The sequence below is a fragment of the Streptomyces sp. NBC_00209 genome (genome assembly GCF_045206345.1).
Taxonomy (GTDB): domain Bacteria; phylum Actinomycetota; class Actinomycetes; order Streptomycetales; family Streptomycetaceae; genus Streptomyces.
The window spans coordinates 6,849,529-6,864,937 of the sequence record NZ_CP108121.1; the positions used below are offsets into that span (position 1 = coordinate 6,849,529).

Below are 15,409 nucleotides of genomic sequence, written 5' to 3' on the forward strand. Positions count from 1 at the left end.
GGACTCGCGGGGCCGGTCGGAGGGCGGGGTACGCCGCGTCAGAGAAGGGTGACGGTGAGCAGTCCGGTCTGCTGGGTGATGGTGGAGCCGAGGCAGTCCAGGAGGCTGAGACTCGGGTAGACGGCGATGCGTTCGGACACCGAGCCCACGCCGTAGCCGGCGGTGACGGTGCCCGTGGAGGTGACGATCTCCTGGTTCGCCGCGTGGACCACGGTGGTGACGGGGTAGGTGATGGTGCTCGTCTGCCCGCCGGACCAGTGGTAGGTCACCACGTTCTGCACGAGGGTGTCACCGAGCCCCTGGGCGAGGCAGCTGACCTGCTGGTCGAAGACGGTGTGGGCAGTGCCGGAGGTGAAGGGCCCGCCGCAGCTGCCGCCACCGGCCGTCCCGAGCTTCTCCGTGACGCTCTGCGAGGTGGCGCGGGGGAGCGGGCCGAGCGGCGGGGAGTAGTCCACGGTGACGGAGCCCGTGCACAGCAGCGGACTCGTGTCGTCCGCCGAGGCGGGGGCGGCGGTGACGAGGGCGCCGGCGAGAGCCAGGGCCCCCGCCAGGGACGCGGCGATGGTACGCATGATGTTCTCCTCGGGGGATCGGTCCCCCGGGATGTCCGCCGTGCGGCCGGGTGACGTGACTGTCCCCTTTCGGGCTGATCGTCATGCGCGTGACAACCCAGGTTCACCCGAAGCGGCGGCTGTCCGCCTACGCGGCGGCGCCCGGGAATCCCCTCGGCGCCGCGCGCCGAGGGGCCGTGCCCGCGACATCCGGACACAGCCCCTCGGCCGGGTGGCTCAGGAGAAGACGACCGACCTCAGCAGCAGTCGGTCGGAGGCGCCCTTGCCGGGCGGCAGGACGTAGGAGGTGTCGCCTTCGCAGTCCGCGTCGAGGAAGACGATGGCGGTGGCGTCCGTGAGGTTCTTCGGCGCCCGGGAAGGGGCCCCCGGCACGGACGCGGGAGCGTCCAGATTGACGCACCGGCCGCTCTCGGGGTTGCGGAGGAAGCCGACGGCCTCATACCCGTCCGCGGTGGTGTAGGAGTAGCGGAACTGGCCGGTCGCGGCCGACGCCGAGCCGGGCACGGCCACGAGAAGCACGGCCGCGCCGGCCGCCGCGCCGACAGCCTGGGTGAGAGAGCGAAGAGACACCGGGGATCGTCCTCTTTCTTGTTGTCCTTCGGGTCGGTGCCAGGGATGCCCACACCGCCCGGGAGCCAACACGGCTTCCCCCGATCGGGGGCCGTCGAATCGATTCTCCAAGGGCGAATGGCCTATCGCTTCAGGGGTGTTGCCCCGCCCCGCCGCGTGACGGGCCGCAGCGTGATGCGAGCGTAGGAGCATGACTACTGACGCACCGGCGACCCGAGCCACCCGGGCCTGGGCCCAGATCCTGGAATGGCTGGCCGCGTACACCCCTCCGTCCTACGCGGCCCTCCGGGCCGACGCATCCGACGACGAAATAGCCGCCCTGGAAGCCACCTTGGGCACGGACGTCCCGGAGGAGCTGAAAGCGGTGTGGCGGCTCTCCGCCGGTGAGGACGGTGTGAACGGCTCGGGGCTCATGCTGGGCGACTGGGCCCTGATGCCGCTCGACGCCGTGGCCGAGGTCCACCGGCGGCAGATGGGGATCCAGGAGGAGGTCGGCGAAGGCGAGGACCTCGCGCCCTTCTGGGAGCCCTCCTGGATTCCGTTCTGCTCCCGCAACCCCGACGACACCGCCTCCGGCCTCTACCTCGACGGCCGGACCGGGGAGGTGCACCGCTGGACCAGGTACGGCGAGCGCGACCGGGAGTACGCGTCGCTGCCCGCCTACCTCGAACTCATGGCGGTCAGCCTGGAAGCCCCCCTGACAGCGGCGGGCCCGGAGAAGCCCGGCATGCTGCACGGCGCCCTCGTGTGGGGACCCCCCGACGGCGAGCGCGGCGGCGCGTGGGTGCGCCACCTCGGCCAGGCCCCGCCGCGCCATCCCGCCAAGACCCTCGGCGCGATCCGGGAAGCCCTGCCCGGGGCCGAGCGCGACGCGTTCGACGAGCGGCGCGACGCCCTCGACCTGGCCGAGCCGGAGGCCGTCGCCGCCTTCCTGGACCACTGGTGGGGGAGCGCCGTAGCGGCCCAGGAGAGGTTGGAGGACGACATCGCCTCCGCGCTGCGCGGGAACATCATGGCCCAGCCCGGCCGCGACCTGGCGCCGGAGTACGAGGCCGCTTTGCCGCCCACGCTGCGCCACCGGCCGCCGTCCTTCGACGACATCCGGACCGCCCTGCGCCACGAGAGCGTCCGCGCACGGTTCAACCAGGACCTCCTGAACGCGATCCCGCCGCACTTCCCGGCCGTGCTGCTGCGCTGGTGGGACATCGCCCGCCTGATGGCCGACCCCCGTGGCGACCGGGCCGTCCGCGCCGTCGTGGCCGGCCGCCACGATGCCCGGAAGCGCCGGCGGCCGCGGTCCTCATGAGCCGTCGCGGGCCGTCCCCGTGCCGCGCATGACCCGGGAGAGCCCCAGGGCGGCCGTGCGCACGGCCGGTGCCGGCTGGGCGGGCCGGAACCGGGCGCGCGGCACGGCCACGGACAGGGCCGCCACCGCCGTCGGGCCGTCGAAGACCGGTGAGGCGATGCAGCTCACGCCGACGCGGTCCGACCCCGGGGTTCCGGCCGCTCAGGGCACATCTCTGGCCAGTTACGCCCTCACGCCCCAACTCCCGTGGCCGTTACATTCACCCCGACCTGACTCGTACACCCGAGGGGGAACACGTAACGATGCGAGCCATACGCTTACGCTCCGGCAGCCGCACCGCCGGTGTACTGATCGCGGTGACCGCCACGGCGACGACCCTGGCGGTCACCGCGATCGGCCCCGCCGCGGCCGCGCCGGCCGCCGCGGCACCCGCCGGAGCGACGTCGCCCCAGCCCGGTGACACCTGTACGACGGCCGACCTCGGCACCCGCCACCCGTACATCAAGAGCACCGAAGTCTCGCCGACGATCACCCACTTCAAGGGCTGGTACGTCACCGAGGGCACCACCGGCGAACAAGCCGTCACCACCACCACGGCGACCACCATCACGGTCTCCGTGGGCCTCGACGACAAGATCGAGGCGAGCTTCGCCGCCGATGCCCTCAACAAGGCCGGCGTCACCGTGGGCCTGAGCGTGAAGATGGAGTCCTCCACCACGAGCACCGAGTCGAACGCGGTGACCTGGAGCTTCAACCAGCCTGGCTACTACGGCGTTTACAAGGGCACCAAGAAGGTCACCGGCACCTACGGAAGCCTCAACTGCAACCGGGCCCAGCAGTCCGACGGCAGCTGGGCACTGCGGTGGGCCGAGGGCCCCGGCGGCGGTGCCTTCACCACGTACACCACTCTCGAAGAGGGCGCCGTGCGCTGCCAGGACCAGGTGCCCGCGGGGAGCGTCATGGCCAAGGCGCAGAGCCTCCTCGACTGCGGCTCGCCCACCGCGAAGGCCGCGCACCCGGCGGGCGCGGTCGCACCGACGGCGAAGCAGCACCAGGACCGCGCCGCCCAGCCCGCGGCTCCGGCCGAGCGGCCCGGGACCGCCGCCCAGGCCGCTCTCGACTGCCAGTCCGCCGTGTACAAGATCGAAGTACCCGGAAAGCCCCTGTCCTGGGGCGCGCCGCTCCTCGCGGACGACGGCGTCCGGCTGCGGCCCTCCTCCATCTTCAGCGCCCACCTGGACAACTGGCGCCTGTGCAACGTGACGGAGACCGACGGCGTCCTCGAAGCGACCCTGTGGAACTGGGGCAACGGCGGCTGCGCGACTGTCGCCGAACCGGACGCCTCCACCGAACGCGCGATCCTGACGACGGCCTCCTGCACGGAGGACGACCTCCAGCGGTTCTACATCTACCGCGACGTACCCGGCAGCTCCGCGATCGGCGTGCAGAACAAGTACACCGGCTCCATGATGGGCCACGACCGCTACGCGGACGGCGAGTTCATCCGCCAGTACTCCAGCGGCAGGCAGGACGGCACGAGCACGTACAACCTGACCGGGGTCTGAACCCCGGCCACGTCATGCGGCCCCGCACACGAACCACATGGTTCGGTGCGGGGCCGTTCGCGTCGCTCTCGTCCCCGTACGGGCGGCCCGCAGTGCCACCGGCAGTCGGGCAGCTTCCGTGCCTATGGGTGCCCAGCGAGAAGAGCGAACATCCCCGCGGCGGCCCCGGTGAGGAGGAGCTGCAGGATGGCGGTGACCCAGTAGCGGCGAAGGAGGAGGAGGCCACCGCTCACGACCGCGGTGCCCAGGACGATCCACGCCGCGCGTCGCGCCTCCGCAGGGGCGGCAGGAGAATTGACGGGGTCGTCGTAGCCGTCCGACCACCCCGTCATCCCGTAGCGGAACAGCAGATAGCCGATCAGGACCACGTCCACGACGAGCCATACGCATCCTGCCGCGACCTGGAAGCCCTTTGACGGCTCGCCATACCGCACACACACCACTCCCCACCCCGCCGCGCCCCTTACGGGCCCCGACCCAGCGTGCCCGCACCACAGTGCATCGCACATGAGTACGGCTACTCAGGGCCGCCGTCCGCTCGGTGGGCCTCGGTGCGCCTTTCGAGGAGTCATGAGGGGGTTCCTTCCAGCTGGTTCTCCGTCGTGTCGTCGGACGGCCGGACAGCGGCGAAGGCCCTGTGGCGAGGAAGCACGCCGATGGCCACCGCGGCCGCGAGCACGAAGATGACGGCGGCGATGGACAGACCCAGGGCGTAGCCGTCGTTGAGTGCGGCGGCATCGGCGGCCGGGCCGGTGTGGTGCGCGGCCGCGGTGGCCAGCGCGGCCAAGCCGATGCAGCCGCCGAGTTGGCGGGAGCTGTTCATCAGGCCGGACGCCATGCCCGCCTCGTGCGGAGCGACACCGGTGGTCGCGGCGGCGGCGACCGGGGCCAGGACCAGCCCGGCGCCGACGCTGGTGACGAGGGACGGGCCCAGCACGTCTGCCAGGAAGCTGCCTCCGGGGCTGATGAGGGCGAACCAGGCCAGGCCCGCCGCGGCCAGCAGAGCGCCTGGCACCAGCGCCACCCGGGGGGTACGGGACGAGGTCAGCCGGGTGGCGACGACGGTTCCCGCGACCAGGCCCAGCGAGAAGGGCAGGAACGCGGCGCCGGTCGCCGCGGCCCCCATGCCGAGGACCTGCTGCATGTACAGGGACACGAAGTAGAACGCGGCGAACTGCCCGGCCGCCGCCAGGAACACCAGCACGTTCGCGCCGGACACCCATCGGCTGCGCAGTAGACCGAGCCGTAGCAGCGGCGCGGCGACCCTCGCTTCGGCGAAGACGAAGGCACCCAGCAGCACGGCTGCGGCGGCGAGCGTCGCCCAGGTGGCCGGGGCGGCCCAGCCCAGGGTGTCGGTGCGGACGACACCCAGCACCAGCAGCCCGATGCCGCCCGTCGCCAGGACGCCGCCCCTCGTGTCCAGCCGCTCGCGCCGGGCGGGCGGGACATCGGCCGGAACTCCCGCCGGGACGAGCACGAGAGCCGCCGCGACGATGGGCAGGTTGACCAGCATGACCCAGCGCCAGCCCGCGTACTCGGTCAGCAACCCTCCGGCCAGGACGCCCAGCGCACCGCCCGCGGCGGTCACCGCGCTCCACACCCCCAACGCCCGCACTCGCTGCGGGCCTTCGGGGAACGTGGTGGTGAGCATCGCAAGCGCGGCCGGTGCGGCCGCGGCGGCCCCCAGGCCCTGACCGGCGCGCGCGGTGATCAACTGCCAGGGGGCCTGTGCCAGTCCGCCGGCCAGCGAGCACACGCCGAAGACGGTCAGCCCCAGCACGAACATCCGGCGCCGGCCGTACAGGTCGGCGGCGCGGCCCCCCAGCAGCAGGAACCCGCCGAAGGTGAGCGCGTACACGTGCACGACCCACGACAGGTCGAGCGGCGCGAATCCCAGCGCCGAGCGGATCGCGGGCAGGGCGACATTGACCACGGACATGTCCAGGGCGACGACGAACTGGGCGACGGCGGCTGCCGCCAGCACCAGACCAGGTCGCCCGCGAGAGTTTCTATACATGTAAGAAAATGTAGCGGCGAGGTTCGCCGTTGTCGATGGCTGAGGAATGATGGGGGGCATGCCGCAGCCATCCGCATCACGCAGAACCCCGGGCCGGCCTCCCCGTATCTCGCGCGAGGCGATCATCGGGACGGCCCGCAGGATCGTTGAGGAGGAGGGCGTGAACCGCCTGACCATGCGGCGGCTGGCCACGGAGGTCGGCAGTACGCCCATGGCGCTCTACCACCACGTCCGGGACAAGGAGGAACTGCTCGTCCTGCTGCTGGACGACTACGCGGTCCGCGCCCTGCGCCGCCCGGAACTGCCCGCGGATCCCCGCGAGCGGGTCGTCGTGGCCGCCACCGCCATCCACGGGGCGCTGGCCGCCTGCCCGTGGATCGTGGAGGTGCTGACCGCCGACGACCTGATGTCGAAGAGCGCGCTGTGGTTCGTGGAACAGATCGTCGACGGCCTGGTCGAAGGCGGCCTGTCCCCGGACCGGGCCGTGCACGGCTACCGCGCGATCTGGTATTACACCGCCGGGGAGATCGTGGTGCGGAGGACGGCCGCCCGACGGCGTGCCGAGGACGACCGCGCGACGTACCGGGAGGAAGTGTTCTCCGGTCTCGACCCGGAGGAGCTGCCCCGCCTCGCGCAGACGGCTGACCGCTGGGCCGCGCTGACGGCCGAGGACACCTATCGTGACGGCCTCGAAGCCCTGGTGGAGGGGCTGTTGGCCGGGCGCTGACCGGTCCGGGCCCTCAGTGCGCGGGCGTCGTGTCCGTTTGCAGAGGTTCCGGACGTCCGCCCCCGCAGACACCCGCCGCACCCGCGCAGGGCTCCGTGCCGCGCGGCCCGGCGGACACGGTCAGGGGGACCCCGTTGGACCGCAGCACTTCGCGCACGTCCAGGATCAGCGAGAACACCTCGTGGTTGCGGTCCTCGCCCTGCTCGTCCCACGCCCGCTGCTCCGCCTGGACCGCCATGCGGTCCTGCGCGAAGATGCGCTCGGTGAAGCGCCGGATGAGGGGTGCGGCCACGGTGAGCACGGCGGGCACGCGGGGCTTTTTGATCATGAGCAGCCCGTAGACATGGCAGGCGCGCTGGTCCGCGTCCACGGGCACGTACACCGCCCAGAGGCTGAACACCGGCTCGTCGGCGCCCTCCGGCACCAGGTCGAGGGTCTGGTACGGGTACTGGGTGCGGATGGTCATCACGTCGCGGGAGCCGCCCGAGATCCCCTCGGCCGCCAGCACGCTCGCGCCGGCGTTCCGCTTGCCTCCGGCGTGGGTGAACAGGTACCTGGCCTCCACCGACCGGGCGTCGCCACGCCGGCCGATGAGCTCGGGACGGAGCCTGGCGGTCCTGCGGCGCAGCCGGATCGGGTTCGTGTTCCAGTCGTTCAACCTGATGCCCGCGATGACGGCCGCGCAGAACGTCGCCCTGCCGTCCCGGCTGGCCGGTGAGCGGCCCGACCGGCGCCAGGTGCTGGACGCGCTCGCCCGCGTCGGACTGGCCGGCCGCGAGCGCCACCGGCCCGGACAGCTCTCGGGCGGACAGCAGCAGCGGGTGGCCATCGCCCGGGCGCTGGTCTCCCGGCCCGCGATGCTGTTCGCCGACGAGCCGACCGGCGCGCTCGACCGGGCCACCGGCCACGAGATCCTCGCCCTGCTGCGCGCCCACGTGGACGACGAGGCCGGGACCTGCGTGATGGTCACCCACGATCCGGTGGCCGCCGGGTACGCGGACCGGGTGCTGCTGCTCGCCGACGGCGTCGTGGCGGACGAACTCGACCGCCCCAACCCCGCCTTGATCGGCGACCGCCTCAGCCGGCTGGGCGGGGGAGCGCGGTGATCCTGCTCGCGCTCGGACAGCTGCGCCGCCGCCCCGCCGCCTTCGCCGGACTGGCGGCCGCGCTCTTCCTCGCCCTCGCCACCCTCACGCTGTTCGGCTCGCTGTTCGCCGCCGACCTCACCACCCCGGCGGTGGACCGGGAGACGGCCGATGGACCGGGCCTGATGGTGATCGCCGGTGCCTTCGGCGAGATCGCCGTACTCGTCGCGTTCTTCGTCGTGGTCAACGCCCTCGGGTTCGCCCTGCGCCGCCAGCACCGCGAGCTGGCCCTGCTGCGCACCATCGCGGCGACACCCCGCCAGGTGCGGCGGCTGGTCCGGGGGCAGGTCACCGTGACCACGCTGGCGATGGCCGTACCGGTCTGGCCTCCCGGCCGACCATCAGGGGCACGGTCTGACCCCAGAACTCGAATGGTTCCGGCGGCGATAGTGCTCACCTGCTGGCGGCTACGGAACCGAGCATTCCCCGGTTCCGTAGCTCCCATTAGGCGGCGCTGCTCGGTTCCCCGGTGCTGCTCGTCGCGACCGCGCTGTCGGGACCGTTCGCGGCGCGCGTACTCGCAGCCGTGCTGGGCACTCCGATACGGGTACTGGCACCCGGAGCCGGGTGGCTGGCCGACGCCAACCTGCGAGGATACGCACGGCGGTTGTCATCCGCCGTGGTCCCGGTCGCACTGCTCGTGGGCCTGTCCGGCACCACACTGATCATGACAAGTACCGCCGAGCACGCCGCCGACGCGGCGGGGACCAGTGTTACGTCCGACACGGACGTGTGGCTGCGCCAGGCCGAACTCGCCCTGCTCGTCCGCTTCGCCGCCGTCTCGACCGTCAACACCCTGGTCGCCGTGACCGCCGAACGCCACCGCGAATGCGCGGTGATGCGGCTGACCGGAGCCACCCGCGGTCAGCTGCTGCGCATGCTGACCGCAGAGGCCCTGCTGACCACGGCCGTGGGTGTCCTGATCGGCGCGGCCGTCGTGGGAGCCGCCTCGGCGGCGTTCAGCACGGCGGTGATCGGGTCGCCGATGCCGTACCTCCCGGCGGCCGACTGCTGGCGCATCGTCGCAGGCGCGGCAGCCCTGACCGTCCCCGCCGTCGTGGCAACGGGCCTGTGGGCCGTGCGCGGCCCGGCCACGGAACTGGTGGGCGCCGGCAGTGACTGAGTACGGGGAAGTGCCGGACTGCCTCGACGATCCCGGTACGGGCGGGAGCGGGTACGTGCGGGGCCCCGGAGCCGCGCGTGACTGAACGGCGGCGCTACCTGTCGGTCCGTGGCGGCGAGTGGGCCTTCGCCGTCGCGGGGCTCCCGCCTGCCCTGCTCGGCGGGGCCTACGCACTGGCCGTCCTCCCCTGCGCCATCAGCTCCAGCACCTCACGCTCACGGGGCGTCAGCGCGTCCACGCGGCTGCGCTGCCCGCCCCGCAGCAGCTGGGTGACGATCTCCGGGTCGAGGGCCGTACCCCCGTCCGCGACCCGGTGCAGCGCGTCCACGAACTCGGAGGTACGGGCGACCCGCTCCTTCAGCAGATGCCCGACCCCGGCCGCGCCGCCCGCCAGCAACCGCGAGGCCCAGGCGGTCTCGACGTGCTGCGAGAACACCAGGATCCCGACCCCGGGCGTCGAGGCGCGGATCTCCACCGCGGCACGAATGCCCTCATCGGTCTGGGTGGGCGGCATCCGGATGTCCACCACGGCCACATCGGGCCGATGCTTACCCACCGCGTCGATCAGCCCCGCCGCCGTCCCCGCGGTGGCCACCACCTCGCACCCGCGTGCGCCGAGCAACTCGACCATGCCGTCCCGGAGGACGACGGAGTCCTCGGCCAGCACCACGCGCAGGCGCCGGTGGATCACCTGCCCCGTTGCCTCCCGCCCGGACCGCTCGGCCGCCCCGCCCACGCCGTCGTACGGGAAGTCGCTCATCGTCCCATTACCTCACGCGTCCCTCCCCCGGCCGGGGGAGGGACGCTGAGCCCACGGTCTGACGCCGTCCCCGGCGTGAGTGCGCCGGACGACGTACCCACTCCGCCACAGGGACGGATGTGGGCGTACGGGGGTGCGTGACAACGTCCGGGATATCGCCCATCGGCCGCACAACGAGGAGCCTCCGTATGACCAGCAGTGCGCTGTCGCCAGCCCCCGCCCGCCCCGTGACCACGGCACCCGTTCCCGCGTGGGCCCGTCGCACCGCCTCCACGGTTCTGTGGGTGTCCCTGCCGTCCGCGCTGTGGCGGTTCGCCTTAGTGCTCGGCGTCCCGCTGGGGCTTGCCGACTCCGAGTACGACGCGATGCTCATTCCCGGCTGGGGATACCTCGCTGTGCCCCTGCTGTCCGTGTTCCAGGAGACCCTGGCCTTCCTGACGTTGGGACTGGTCCGGGCGTGGGGCGAGGTGTGGCCGCGGTGGATCCCCTACCTGCGGGGGCACCGCATACCCGTACTCGCCGCTGTCGTCCCGGCGACGGTGGGCGCACTCGGCTGCACGGTCTACGGCGTGCTGTTCGTATGGACGACGCTGCACTCCGACATGGCGATCACCCCGTGGGGGGAGCGGCTGATGACGGTCTGCTACGCACCGATCGTGGCGTGGGGACCGCTGCTGGCGGTCGTCACCGCGCACTACTACCGGCGCCGGCTCCATGATCGCGCCGAAGGCGATAGCGTGCGCCCATGACATGGCGGGAACCGACGTATCGGATGGTGGACGGGGAAAGAATCGACGGGGCCTGGTGCCACATCTGGCGGCGTTACCAGATGGGCGGCAGGTACTACCTCGATGACCTGGTCGTCTTCGCGGACGGAACGATCACCTGCGGAGAACGCACGGATCTGGCCGGCCTCGCGAAGAAGCTGGCGGCGGGCCATTGGGCGGTGACCGATCCGGAGGCTCCGCCGCTGCCCGACCCGCCGTCGAAGTGGGAGGCCCGCTACAGCGAACCGCTGACACCGGAGGGCTTCCTTCTGGAGGTCGCCGACCGCATCGAGGAACTCAGCCGGCGGCCAACTGCCGGGCAGCGCTGCTGGGATGCGATCCGGCGGTACGAGCAGCAGCCCACCGAGTCGAACCGGGAGCTTCTCCGCGTGGCCTACCTGGCGGTTCCCGCGCACCTGCGGGTCTTCGTCCTCGGCGACATGGACCGCCAGGACCGCCCCCTGCGGATCCTGCTCACGGACATCGGCGTCGCCGTCGACGGCGACGGCCCGGTGGTGACGGTGGAGATGCACCAGAGCGTCCTGGACTACTTCGCCCGCATCGACCAAGCCGTCCAGGACGAGCAGGAACGGCGAGCCGTCCGGTACGCCGACGACCCCGCGGAAGCGGGCCGGCCGGTGCTCGTCTCCCACCAAGCCGTTTACCCGCAGGGATGGCCGGACGAGCCGGGGCTGTTCACGCTCCGCAACGAGTACCCCGCACCCGTCGAGTTCGCGGGCGACTCCTACGCCTCCGTGCAGCACGGGTACTGGGCCCTGTCGGCGGCCGACGCCTCCGACAGAAGCAGGATCCGGGACGCGGCCTCCGGCAGTGAGGCGCACGACCTGGGCGGGCGGGCGACGCGCCGGAGCGACTGGTCCGACGTCCGGCTCGCGGTCATGGCCGGACTGCTTCGCGCGAAGTTCACCCAGCACCCCGAACTCGCCCGGGTCCTCCTCTCCACCGGGGACGCCAGGATCAGCTACACCGGCCTCGCGGACGCACCTTTCTGGAGAGACGTCTCCGACGACCGGGGCCGGAACTGGATGGGCCGGCTGCTGGAGCTGACCCGCTCCGAACTGCTCGCCCAGCAGCTGCTCCGGACCTGATCCGCCCCGCGTCGGGCCACGGATCAGTCCCGTAGATCCCGAAGACGTGCGAGGTCGTCGTGCGCCGACTCGCGCTCCTGCGCCGTGAGGTGGAGCGCCGCCGGCGCGCGCGAGGTGAGGGCCTCTTGTGCCGTCCCGCCCGCGTGTAGTGGGGTGTCCGCCATGAAGACGAGAAGCATGGCGGCCCTGACCGCGATCCTGGTCGTGGCCCCGTTCATCGCGGTGGCCCCCGGTCCGCAGGCGGCCGCCGCTCAGTCCCGCCCCGGCGGCTCGGCGCGATCCGCCGCATCCACGCTGGTCGGCGGTATCGACCTCGACACGGTCACCATCCCCGAGCTCCAGGCCCACATGGGCCGCGGATCGCTGTCCTCGGTCCGGCTCACCCTCGCCTACCTGCGGCGGATCAAGGCCGTCGACCCGAAGATCAACGCGGTCCTGCGCACCAGCCCCACGGCGCTGGCCGAGGCGGCGGCCAGTGACATCAGGCACCGCCTCGGCCGGACCCGCGGTCCGCTCGACGGCATCCCCGTCCTGCTCAAGGACAACGTGAACACCCGCGACATGCCGACGACCGCCGGCTCCCTCGCCCTCGCCGGGAAGTCACCGGCGACCGACGCGGAGCTGGTCACGAAGCTGCGGGCGGGCGGCGCGGTGATCCTCGGCAAGGCCAATCTGTCCGAGTGGGCCAACTTCCGTGCGGCCACGCCGACATCGGGCTGGTCGGCGGTGGGCGGCCAGACCCACAACCCGTACGTCCTGGACCGCAACCCCTGCGGCTCGTCCGCCGGATCGGCCGCCGCGCTCGCCGCGTCGCTGGCACAGGTGGCGATCGGCACCGAGACGGACGGCTCCATCGTCTGCCCCGCCGGGATGAACGCCGTCGTCGGCCTCAAGCCGAGCCTCGGCGTGGTCAGCCAGTCGGGCGTCGTCCCGATCTCCGCCGAACAGGACACCGCGGGCCCCATGGCCCGGAACGTGATCGACACCGCGCTCACCCTGTCGGTCCTCGGCGGCGGCGACCCCGCCCCCGGCCTCACGGATGCCGCGGCGGGCCCAGGGGCGCTGCGCGGCAAGCGGATCGGCCTGTGGCGGCTGCCGGTGCTCGGCACCGAGGTGGACGCCCTCATGACGCGCACCGCCGAACGGCTCCGGGCCGCGGGCGCCGAGATCGTGGAGGTGGACCTCCCGTACCAGGACCGTCTGGGCGAACTCGAATTCCCGGCCCTGCTCAGCGAGTTCCACCGGGACATCGACGCGTACCTCGCGACCAGGAAGGGGCCGCGCGACCTGGCCGAGCTCATCGAGTTCAACCGGGCCCACCCGCGGGAGCAGACCTGCTTCGCCGGACAGGAACTCTTCGAGCAGGCCCTCGCCGCGCCGCCCACCACCGACCCGGAATACCTAGCCATGCGCGCCGAGTTGGCGGATCTGTCGCGCCGCTCCATCGACGAGGTCATGACCGAGCACGGTCTGGACGCGATCGCCTCCCCGGCGAACCCGCCCGCGTGGACCACCGACTGCGGCCGGGGCGACAACGACGTGATCCCGTCGTCCACACCCGCCGCCGTCGCCGGCTACCCGTCGCTGTCGGTGCCCGCCGGCTTCGTGGGCGAACTGCCGGTCGGGCTGCTCCTCATGGCCGGCGACCACCAGGACGCCGACCTGCTGTCCCTGGGCGCGGCGGTGGAACACCGGCTGGACGGCCGACGCGCGCCGCGGTACCTGCCGACGCTGCCGACCGGCTGAACGGGTCTGCGGGGCAGCGGAAGCTCACCACCCGGCTCCGGGGCGCCCGGGCATTCCTGGGCGCGGCGGACCCGGCATGACGAGGACCACGCCGGCCAGACCGGTGTCCGTGGAAGCCGTGTTCCCGGAGCCGGCCCGCTGCCGGGCCCGGACGACACGGTTGCGTCCCAGGTCCGGGCGGCCCGGGGTACGCGACAGCCATGTCGGCGGGCCCATACTGTGGCCGGCGGACGAACCGTGGCCCCTCTGCCACGAGCCGCACGGTGTGAGACCGAGGGGTACGCATCTTCGTGGGGCTGGCCCCGCTCTTCCGCCGCGACCGGCTGAGGGCTACGAGATGGACGGCGGCTCGCACAGCTGGGCACCGCTGGAGGACAGCGACCCGCTGCTGGGCGGGAAGGCGTCGATCCGGGGTGGCGGCCCGGTCGCGCGACCCACGCGGCTCCGCTTCGGCCGGGACCACGATCTGCACGTCTTCGTCTGCCCGGCGGAGCCCGGCCACGCGCCCCGATGGGCGCTTGCGCAGGCCGTCCGCCGACGCGGGCGGGGGCGTAGACCGTCGAGCCGGGATTGACACAGACACTCGGTGGATTCTTGCGCGTGCGAAAAAAGGCATCTGCGCCACTTAACGGTGAACATCGCCGCTATGTCCCTTGAAACGGGCTCCAGTTGGACAGGTTGGCCGTGCACCTCAAAGAGGCGCACGGCCAACCCGAGGAGAAGACCTTGAAGCGTGTCCCGTTCCGCCGTACCGCCGGACTGATGGTCGCCGCCGCGGCCCTGATCGCCGGTCCCACCCTGTCCGCTCACGCCATGACCCCCGCCGCCCCGGGCGGACAGCAGACCTACGCCGCGCAGACGCGGGCCGCCGGCCTCACCGACGAGCAGGCCGGGGAGCTCCAGCGACAGGTCGACGCGGTACGCGCCCATGAGCCCCGGGCCCGCCAGACCTCCGCGAACACCCTCGACATCCCAGGCGGCACCATCACGCTCCCCGCCCCCGGACAGTCCGAAGCCCGCGGCCTGGCATCGCCCGGCACGGCCCTGGCCTGCGGTAACGGGCACCTGTGCATCACGGACGGGCGCGGCGTCAACTACGACTACTACCGCTGCGGCTACTACGACTTCAACGGCATCGGCGACGGCACCTTCAACAACAACCAGACCTCAGGCACCCGCGCCCGCTTCTACAACAGCGACGGCAGCGAACGCTGGTCCCACGTCGCCAAGGGCACCGGCACCGCCTCCTGGACCCCCGTCTTCCACATCCGCCCCTGCTGAGCCCAGCACCTTCCCCCGCCCCGGAAGCCGGGGCGGGGCCCACGATCGAGCCGGAGCCTGTCCTCAAGCCGAGGTTTCGTGAGGGTGACCGGGGCCGCCGGGCTCGGTCACCACAAGTGTTTGAATGCCTGGTCGGCGTCGGCGATGGCCTCGGGGCGGACGGCGTGGGCGGTCCGACCGTCGGCGATCTTCTGCCAGTTGGCACGGGCGAGCACCCGTTGGACGGCGAGCACCTGGGCTGCTCGCAGGTGCGCCTGGATGCCTTCGCCGAGGGCGTCCGCCAGTGCCTCTTCGTCCTCGAGCTGGTACTGCGTGAGCCGTCCCGCCAGGCTCGGCGTCGTGAACACCAGGCGATGGAAGGCCACCACCTCGGGGTGGTCGTTGAGGCCGGTGACGGGGTCGCACCGGTCGAGGCCGGTGCGGAAGTGTTGGTGCAGAGCCGTCACCGGCTCGATGTCGGACTCGCGGTCACGTACGACCCGTGCGGCCTCGCCCTGGTGGTCCGCGAATCGGTGCAGCACCAGGTCCTCCTTGGTGGGGAAGTACCGGAAGAGGGTCGGCTTGGAGATCTCGGCCGCCGCGGCGATGTCGTTGACCGAGACGCGGTCGAAGCCTCGTTCCAGGAACAGCGAGACGGCCGCGTCGCCGATGGCGTCCCGCGTCCGCTCCTTCTTGCGGGCCCGCAGCCCCGTCGGCTCGCTCACGTGACCAGCGTAACACT

Annotated in this window: 14 protein-coding genes and 4 pseudogenes; 10 read left to right on the forward strand and 8 right to left on the reverse strand. The window is 72.4% G+C overall.

Annotation, left to right across the window (positions count from 1 at the left end; translation table 11 throughout):
- Window positions 1–38: 38 nt before the first annotated feature.
- Both OG867_RS30985 and OG867_RS30990 read right to left on the reverse strand, forming a co-directional pair.
- Window positions 39–572, reverse strand: coding sequence for a hypothetical protein (locus OG867_RS30985; protein WP_328898665.1), 534 nt, complete (start codon window positions 570–572; stop codon window positions 39–41).
- A gap of 216 nt (window positions 573–788) precedes the next feature.
- On the reverse strand, window positions 789–1,142 hold the full coding sequence (locus tag OG867_RS30990) for a hypothetical protein (protein WP_406290429.1): 354 nt from the start codon (window positions 1,140–1,142) through the stop codon (window positions 789–791).
- A 190-nt stretch (window positions 1,143–1,332) separates the two neighbouring features.
- On the opposite strand from OG867_RS30990, the gene OG867_RS30995 reads away from it, so the two are divergent.
- A complete protein-coding gene (locus tag OG867_RS30995) occupies window positions 1,333–2,448 on the forward strand; it encodes an SMI1/KNR4 family protein (protein WP_406290431.1) in 1,116 nt (371 codons plus the stop codon).
- Here the strand turns inward: OG867_RS30995 and OG867_RS31000 are convergent.
- A pseudogene (locus tag OG867_RS31000) lies at window positions 2,443–2,622 on the reverse strand (IclR family transcriptional regulator); the annotation flags it as partial. The gene OG867_RS30995 and the pseudogene OG867_RS31000 overlap by 6 nt on opposite strands.
- A gap of 128 nt (window positions 2,623–2,750) precedes the next feature.
- Between OG867_RS31000 and OG867_RS31005 the strand changes: the two are divergent.
- On the forward strand, window positions 2,751–4,013 hold the full coding sequence (locus OG867_RS31005) for a hypothetical protein (RefSeq protein WP_406290433.1): 1,263 nt from the start codon (window positions 2,751–2,753) through the stop codon (window positions 4,011–4,013).
- A 122-nt stretch (window positions 4,014–4,135) separates the two neighbouring features.
- On the opposite strand, the gene OG867_RS31010 is transcribed toward OG867_RS31005, so the two are convergent.
- Together OG867_RS31010 and OG867_RS31015 are read right to left on the reverse strand one after the other, a co-directional pair.
- On the reverse strand, window positions 4,136–4,447 hold the full coding sequence (locus tag OG867_RS31010; RefSeq protein ID WP_406290435.1) for a DUF6234 family protein: 312 nt from the start codon (window positions 4,445–4,447) through the stop codon (window positions 4,136–4,138).
- 134 nt (window positions 4,448–4,581) lie between these two features.
- Window positions 4,582–6,030, reverse strand: a complete 1,449-nt coding sequence (locus OG867_RS31015; RefSeq protein WP_406290438.1) for an MFS transporter — start codon at window positions 6,028–6,030, stop codon at window positions 4,582–4,584.
- Between the two features lie 58 nt (window positions 6,031–6,088).
- Between OG867_RS31015 and OG867_RS31020 the strand changes: the two genes are divergently transcribed.
- Complete coding sequence (locus OG867_RS31020) at window positions 6,089–6,757, forward strand: TetR/AcrR family transcriptional regulator (protein ID WP_406290440.1); 669 nt, start codon at window positions 6,089–6,091, stop codon at window positions 6,755–6,757.
- Between the two features lie 13 nt (window positions 6,758–6,770).
- Here the strand turns inward: OG867_RS31020 and OG867_RS31025 are convergent.
- Window positions 6,771–7,367 (reverse strand): annotated as a pseudogene (locus OG867_RS31025) (aromatic ring-hydroxylating dioxygenase subunit alpha); the annotation flags it as partial.
- Here OG867_RS31025 and OG867_RS31030 point away from each other — a divergent pair.
- The 3 genes and pseudogenes from OG867_RS31030 to OG867_RS31040 all read left to right on the forward strand — a co-directional run.
- Window positions 7,360–7,863: pseudogene (locus OG867_RS31030) on the forward strand (ABC transporter ATP-binding protein); the annotation flags it as partial. The pseudogenes OG867_RS31025 and OG867_RS31030 overlap by 8 nt on opposite strands.
- On the forward strand, window positions 7,860–8,567 hold the full coding sequence (locus OG867_RS31035; protein WP_406290443.1) for an FtsX-like permease family protein: 708 nt from the start codon (window positions 7,860–7,862) through the stop codon (window positions 8,565–8,567). The pseudogene OG867_RS31030 and the gene OG867_RS31035, both read left to right, overlap by 4 nt.
- 2 nt (window positions 8,568–8,569) lie before the next feature.
- On the forward strand, window positions 8,570–9,025 hold the full coding sequence (locus OG867_RS31040) for an FtsX-like permease family protein (protein WP_406290445.1): 456 nt from the start codon (window positions 8,570–8,572) through the stop codon (window positions 9,023–9,025).
- 178 nt (window positions 9,026–9,203) lie between these two features.
- Here the strand turns inward: OG867_RS31040 and OG867_RS31045 are convergent.
- A pseudogene (locus OG867_RS31045) lies at window positions 9,204–9,716 on the reverse strand (response regulator); the annotation flags it as partial.
- Window positions 9,717–9,973: 257 nt separating this feature from the next.
- Here OG867_RS31045 and OG867_RS31050 point away from each other — a divergent pair.
- The 4 genes from OG867_RS31050 to OG867_RS31065 all read left to right on the forward strand — a co-directional run bounded on the left by OG867_RS31050 (window position 9,974) and on the right by OG867_RS31065 (window position 14,688).
- On the forward strand, window positions 9,974–10,534 hold the full coding sequence (locus tag OG867_RS31050; RefSeq protein WP_406290448.1) for a hypothetical protein: 561 nt from the start codon (window positions 9,974–9,976) through the stop codon (window positions 10,532–10,534).
- Window positions 10,531–11,661 (forward strand): NADAR family protein, encoded by a 1,131-nt coding sequence (locus OG867_RS31055; RefSeq protein ID WP_406290451.1) that lies wholly within the window; start codon window positions 10,531–10,533, stop codon window positions 11,659–11,661. The genes OG867_RS31050 and OG867_RS31055 overlap by 4 nt, the downstream gene beginning before the upstream one ends.
- A 162-nt stretch (window positions 11,662–11,823) precedes the next feature.
- Window positions 11,824–13,407, forward strand: coding sequence for an amidase family protein (locus OG867_RS31060; protein WP_406290453.1), 1,584 nt, complete (start codon window positions 11,824–11,826; stop codon window positions 13,405–13,407).
- 684 nt (window positions 13,408–14,091) lie between these two features.
- Window positions 14,092–14,688: a hypothetical protein gene (locus OG867_RS31065; protein ID WP_406290455.1), complete on the forward strand. Its 597-nt coding sequence runs from the start codon at window positions 14,092–14,094 to the stop codon at window positions 14,686–14,688.
- 107 nt (window positions 14,689–14,795) lie between these two features.
- Here the strand turns inward: OG867_RS31065 and OG867_RS31070 are convergent, their stop codons facing one another.
- The gene (locus tag OG867_RS31070) at window positions 14,796–15,392 is read right to left on the reverse strand and encodes a TetR/AcrR family transcriptional regulator (protein WP_406290457.1); all 597 of its coding nucleotides are present in this window, start codon (window positions 15,390–15,392) and stop codon (window positions 14,796–14,798) included.
- Between the last annotated feature and the right edge of the window lie 17 nt (window positions 15,393–15,409).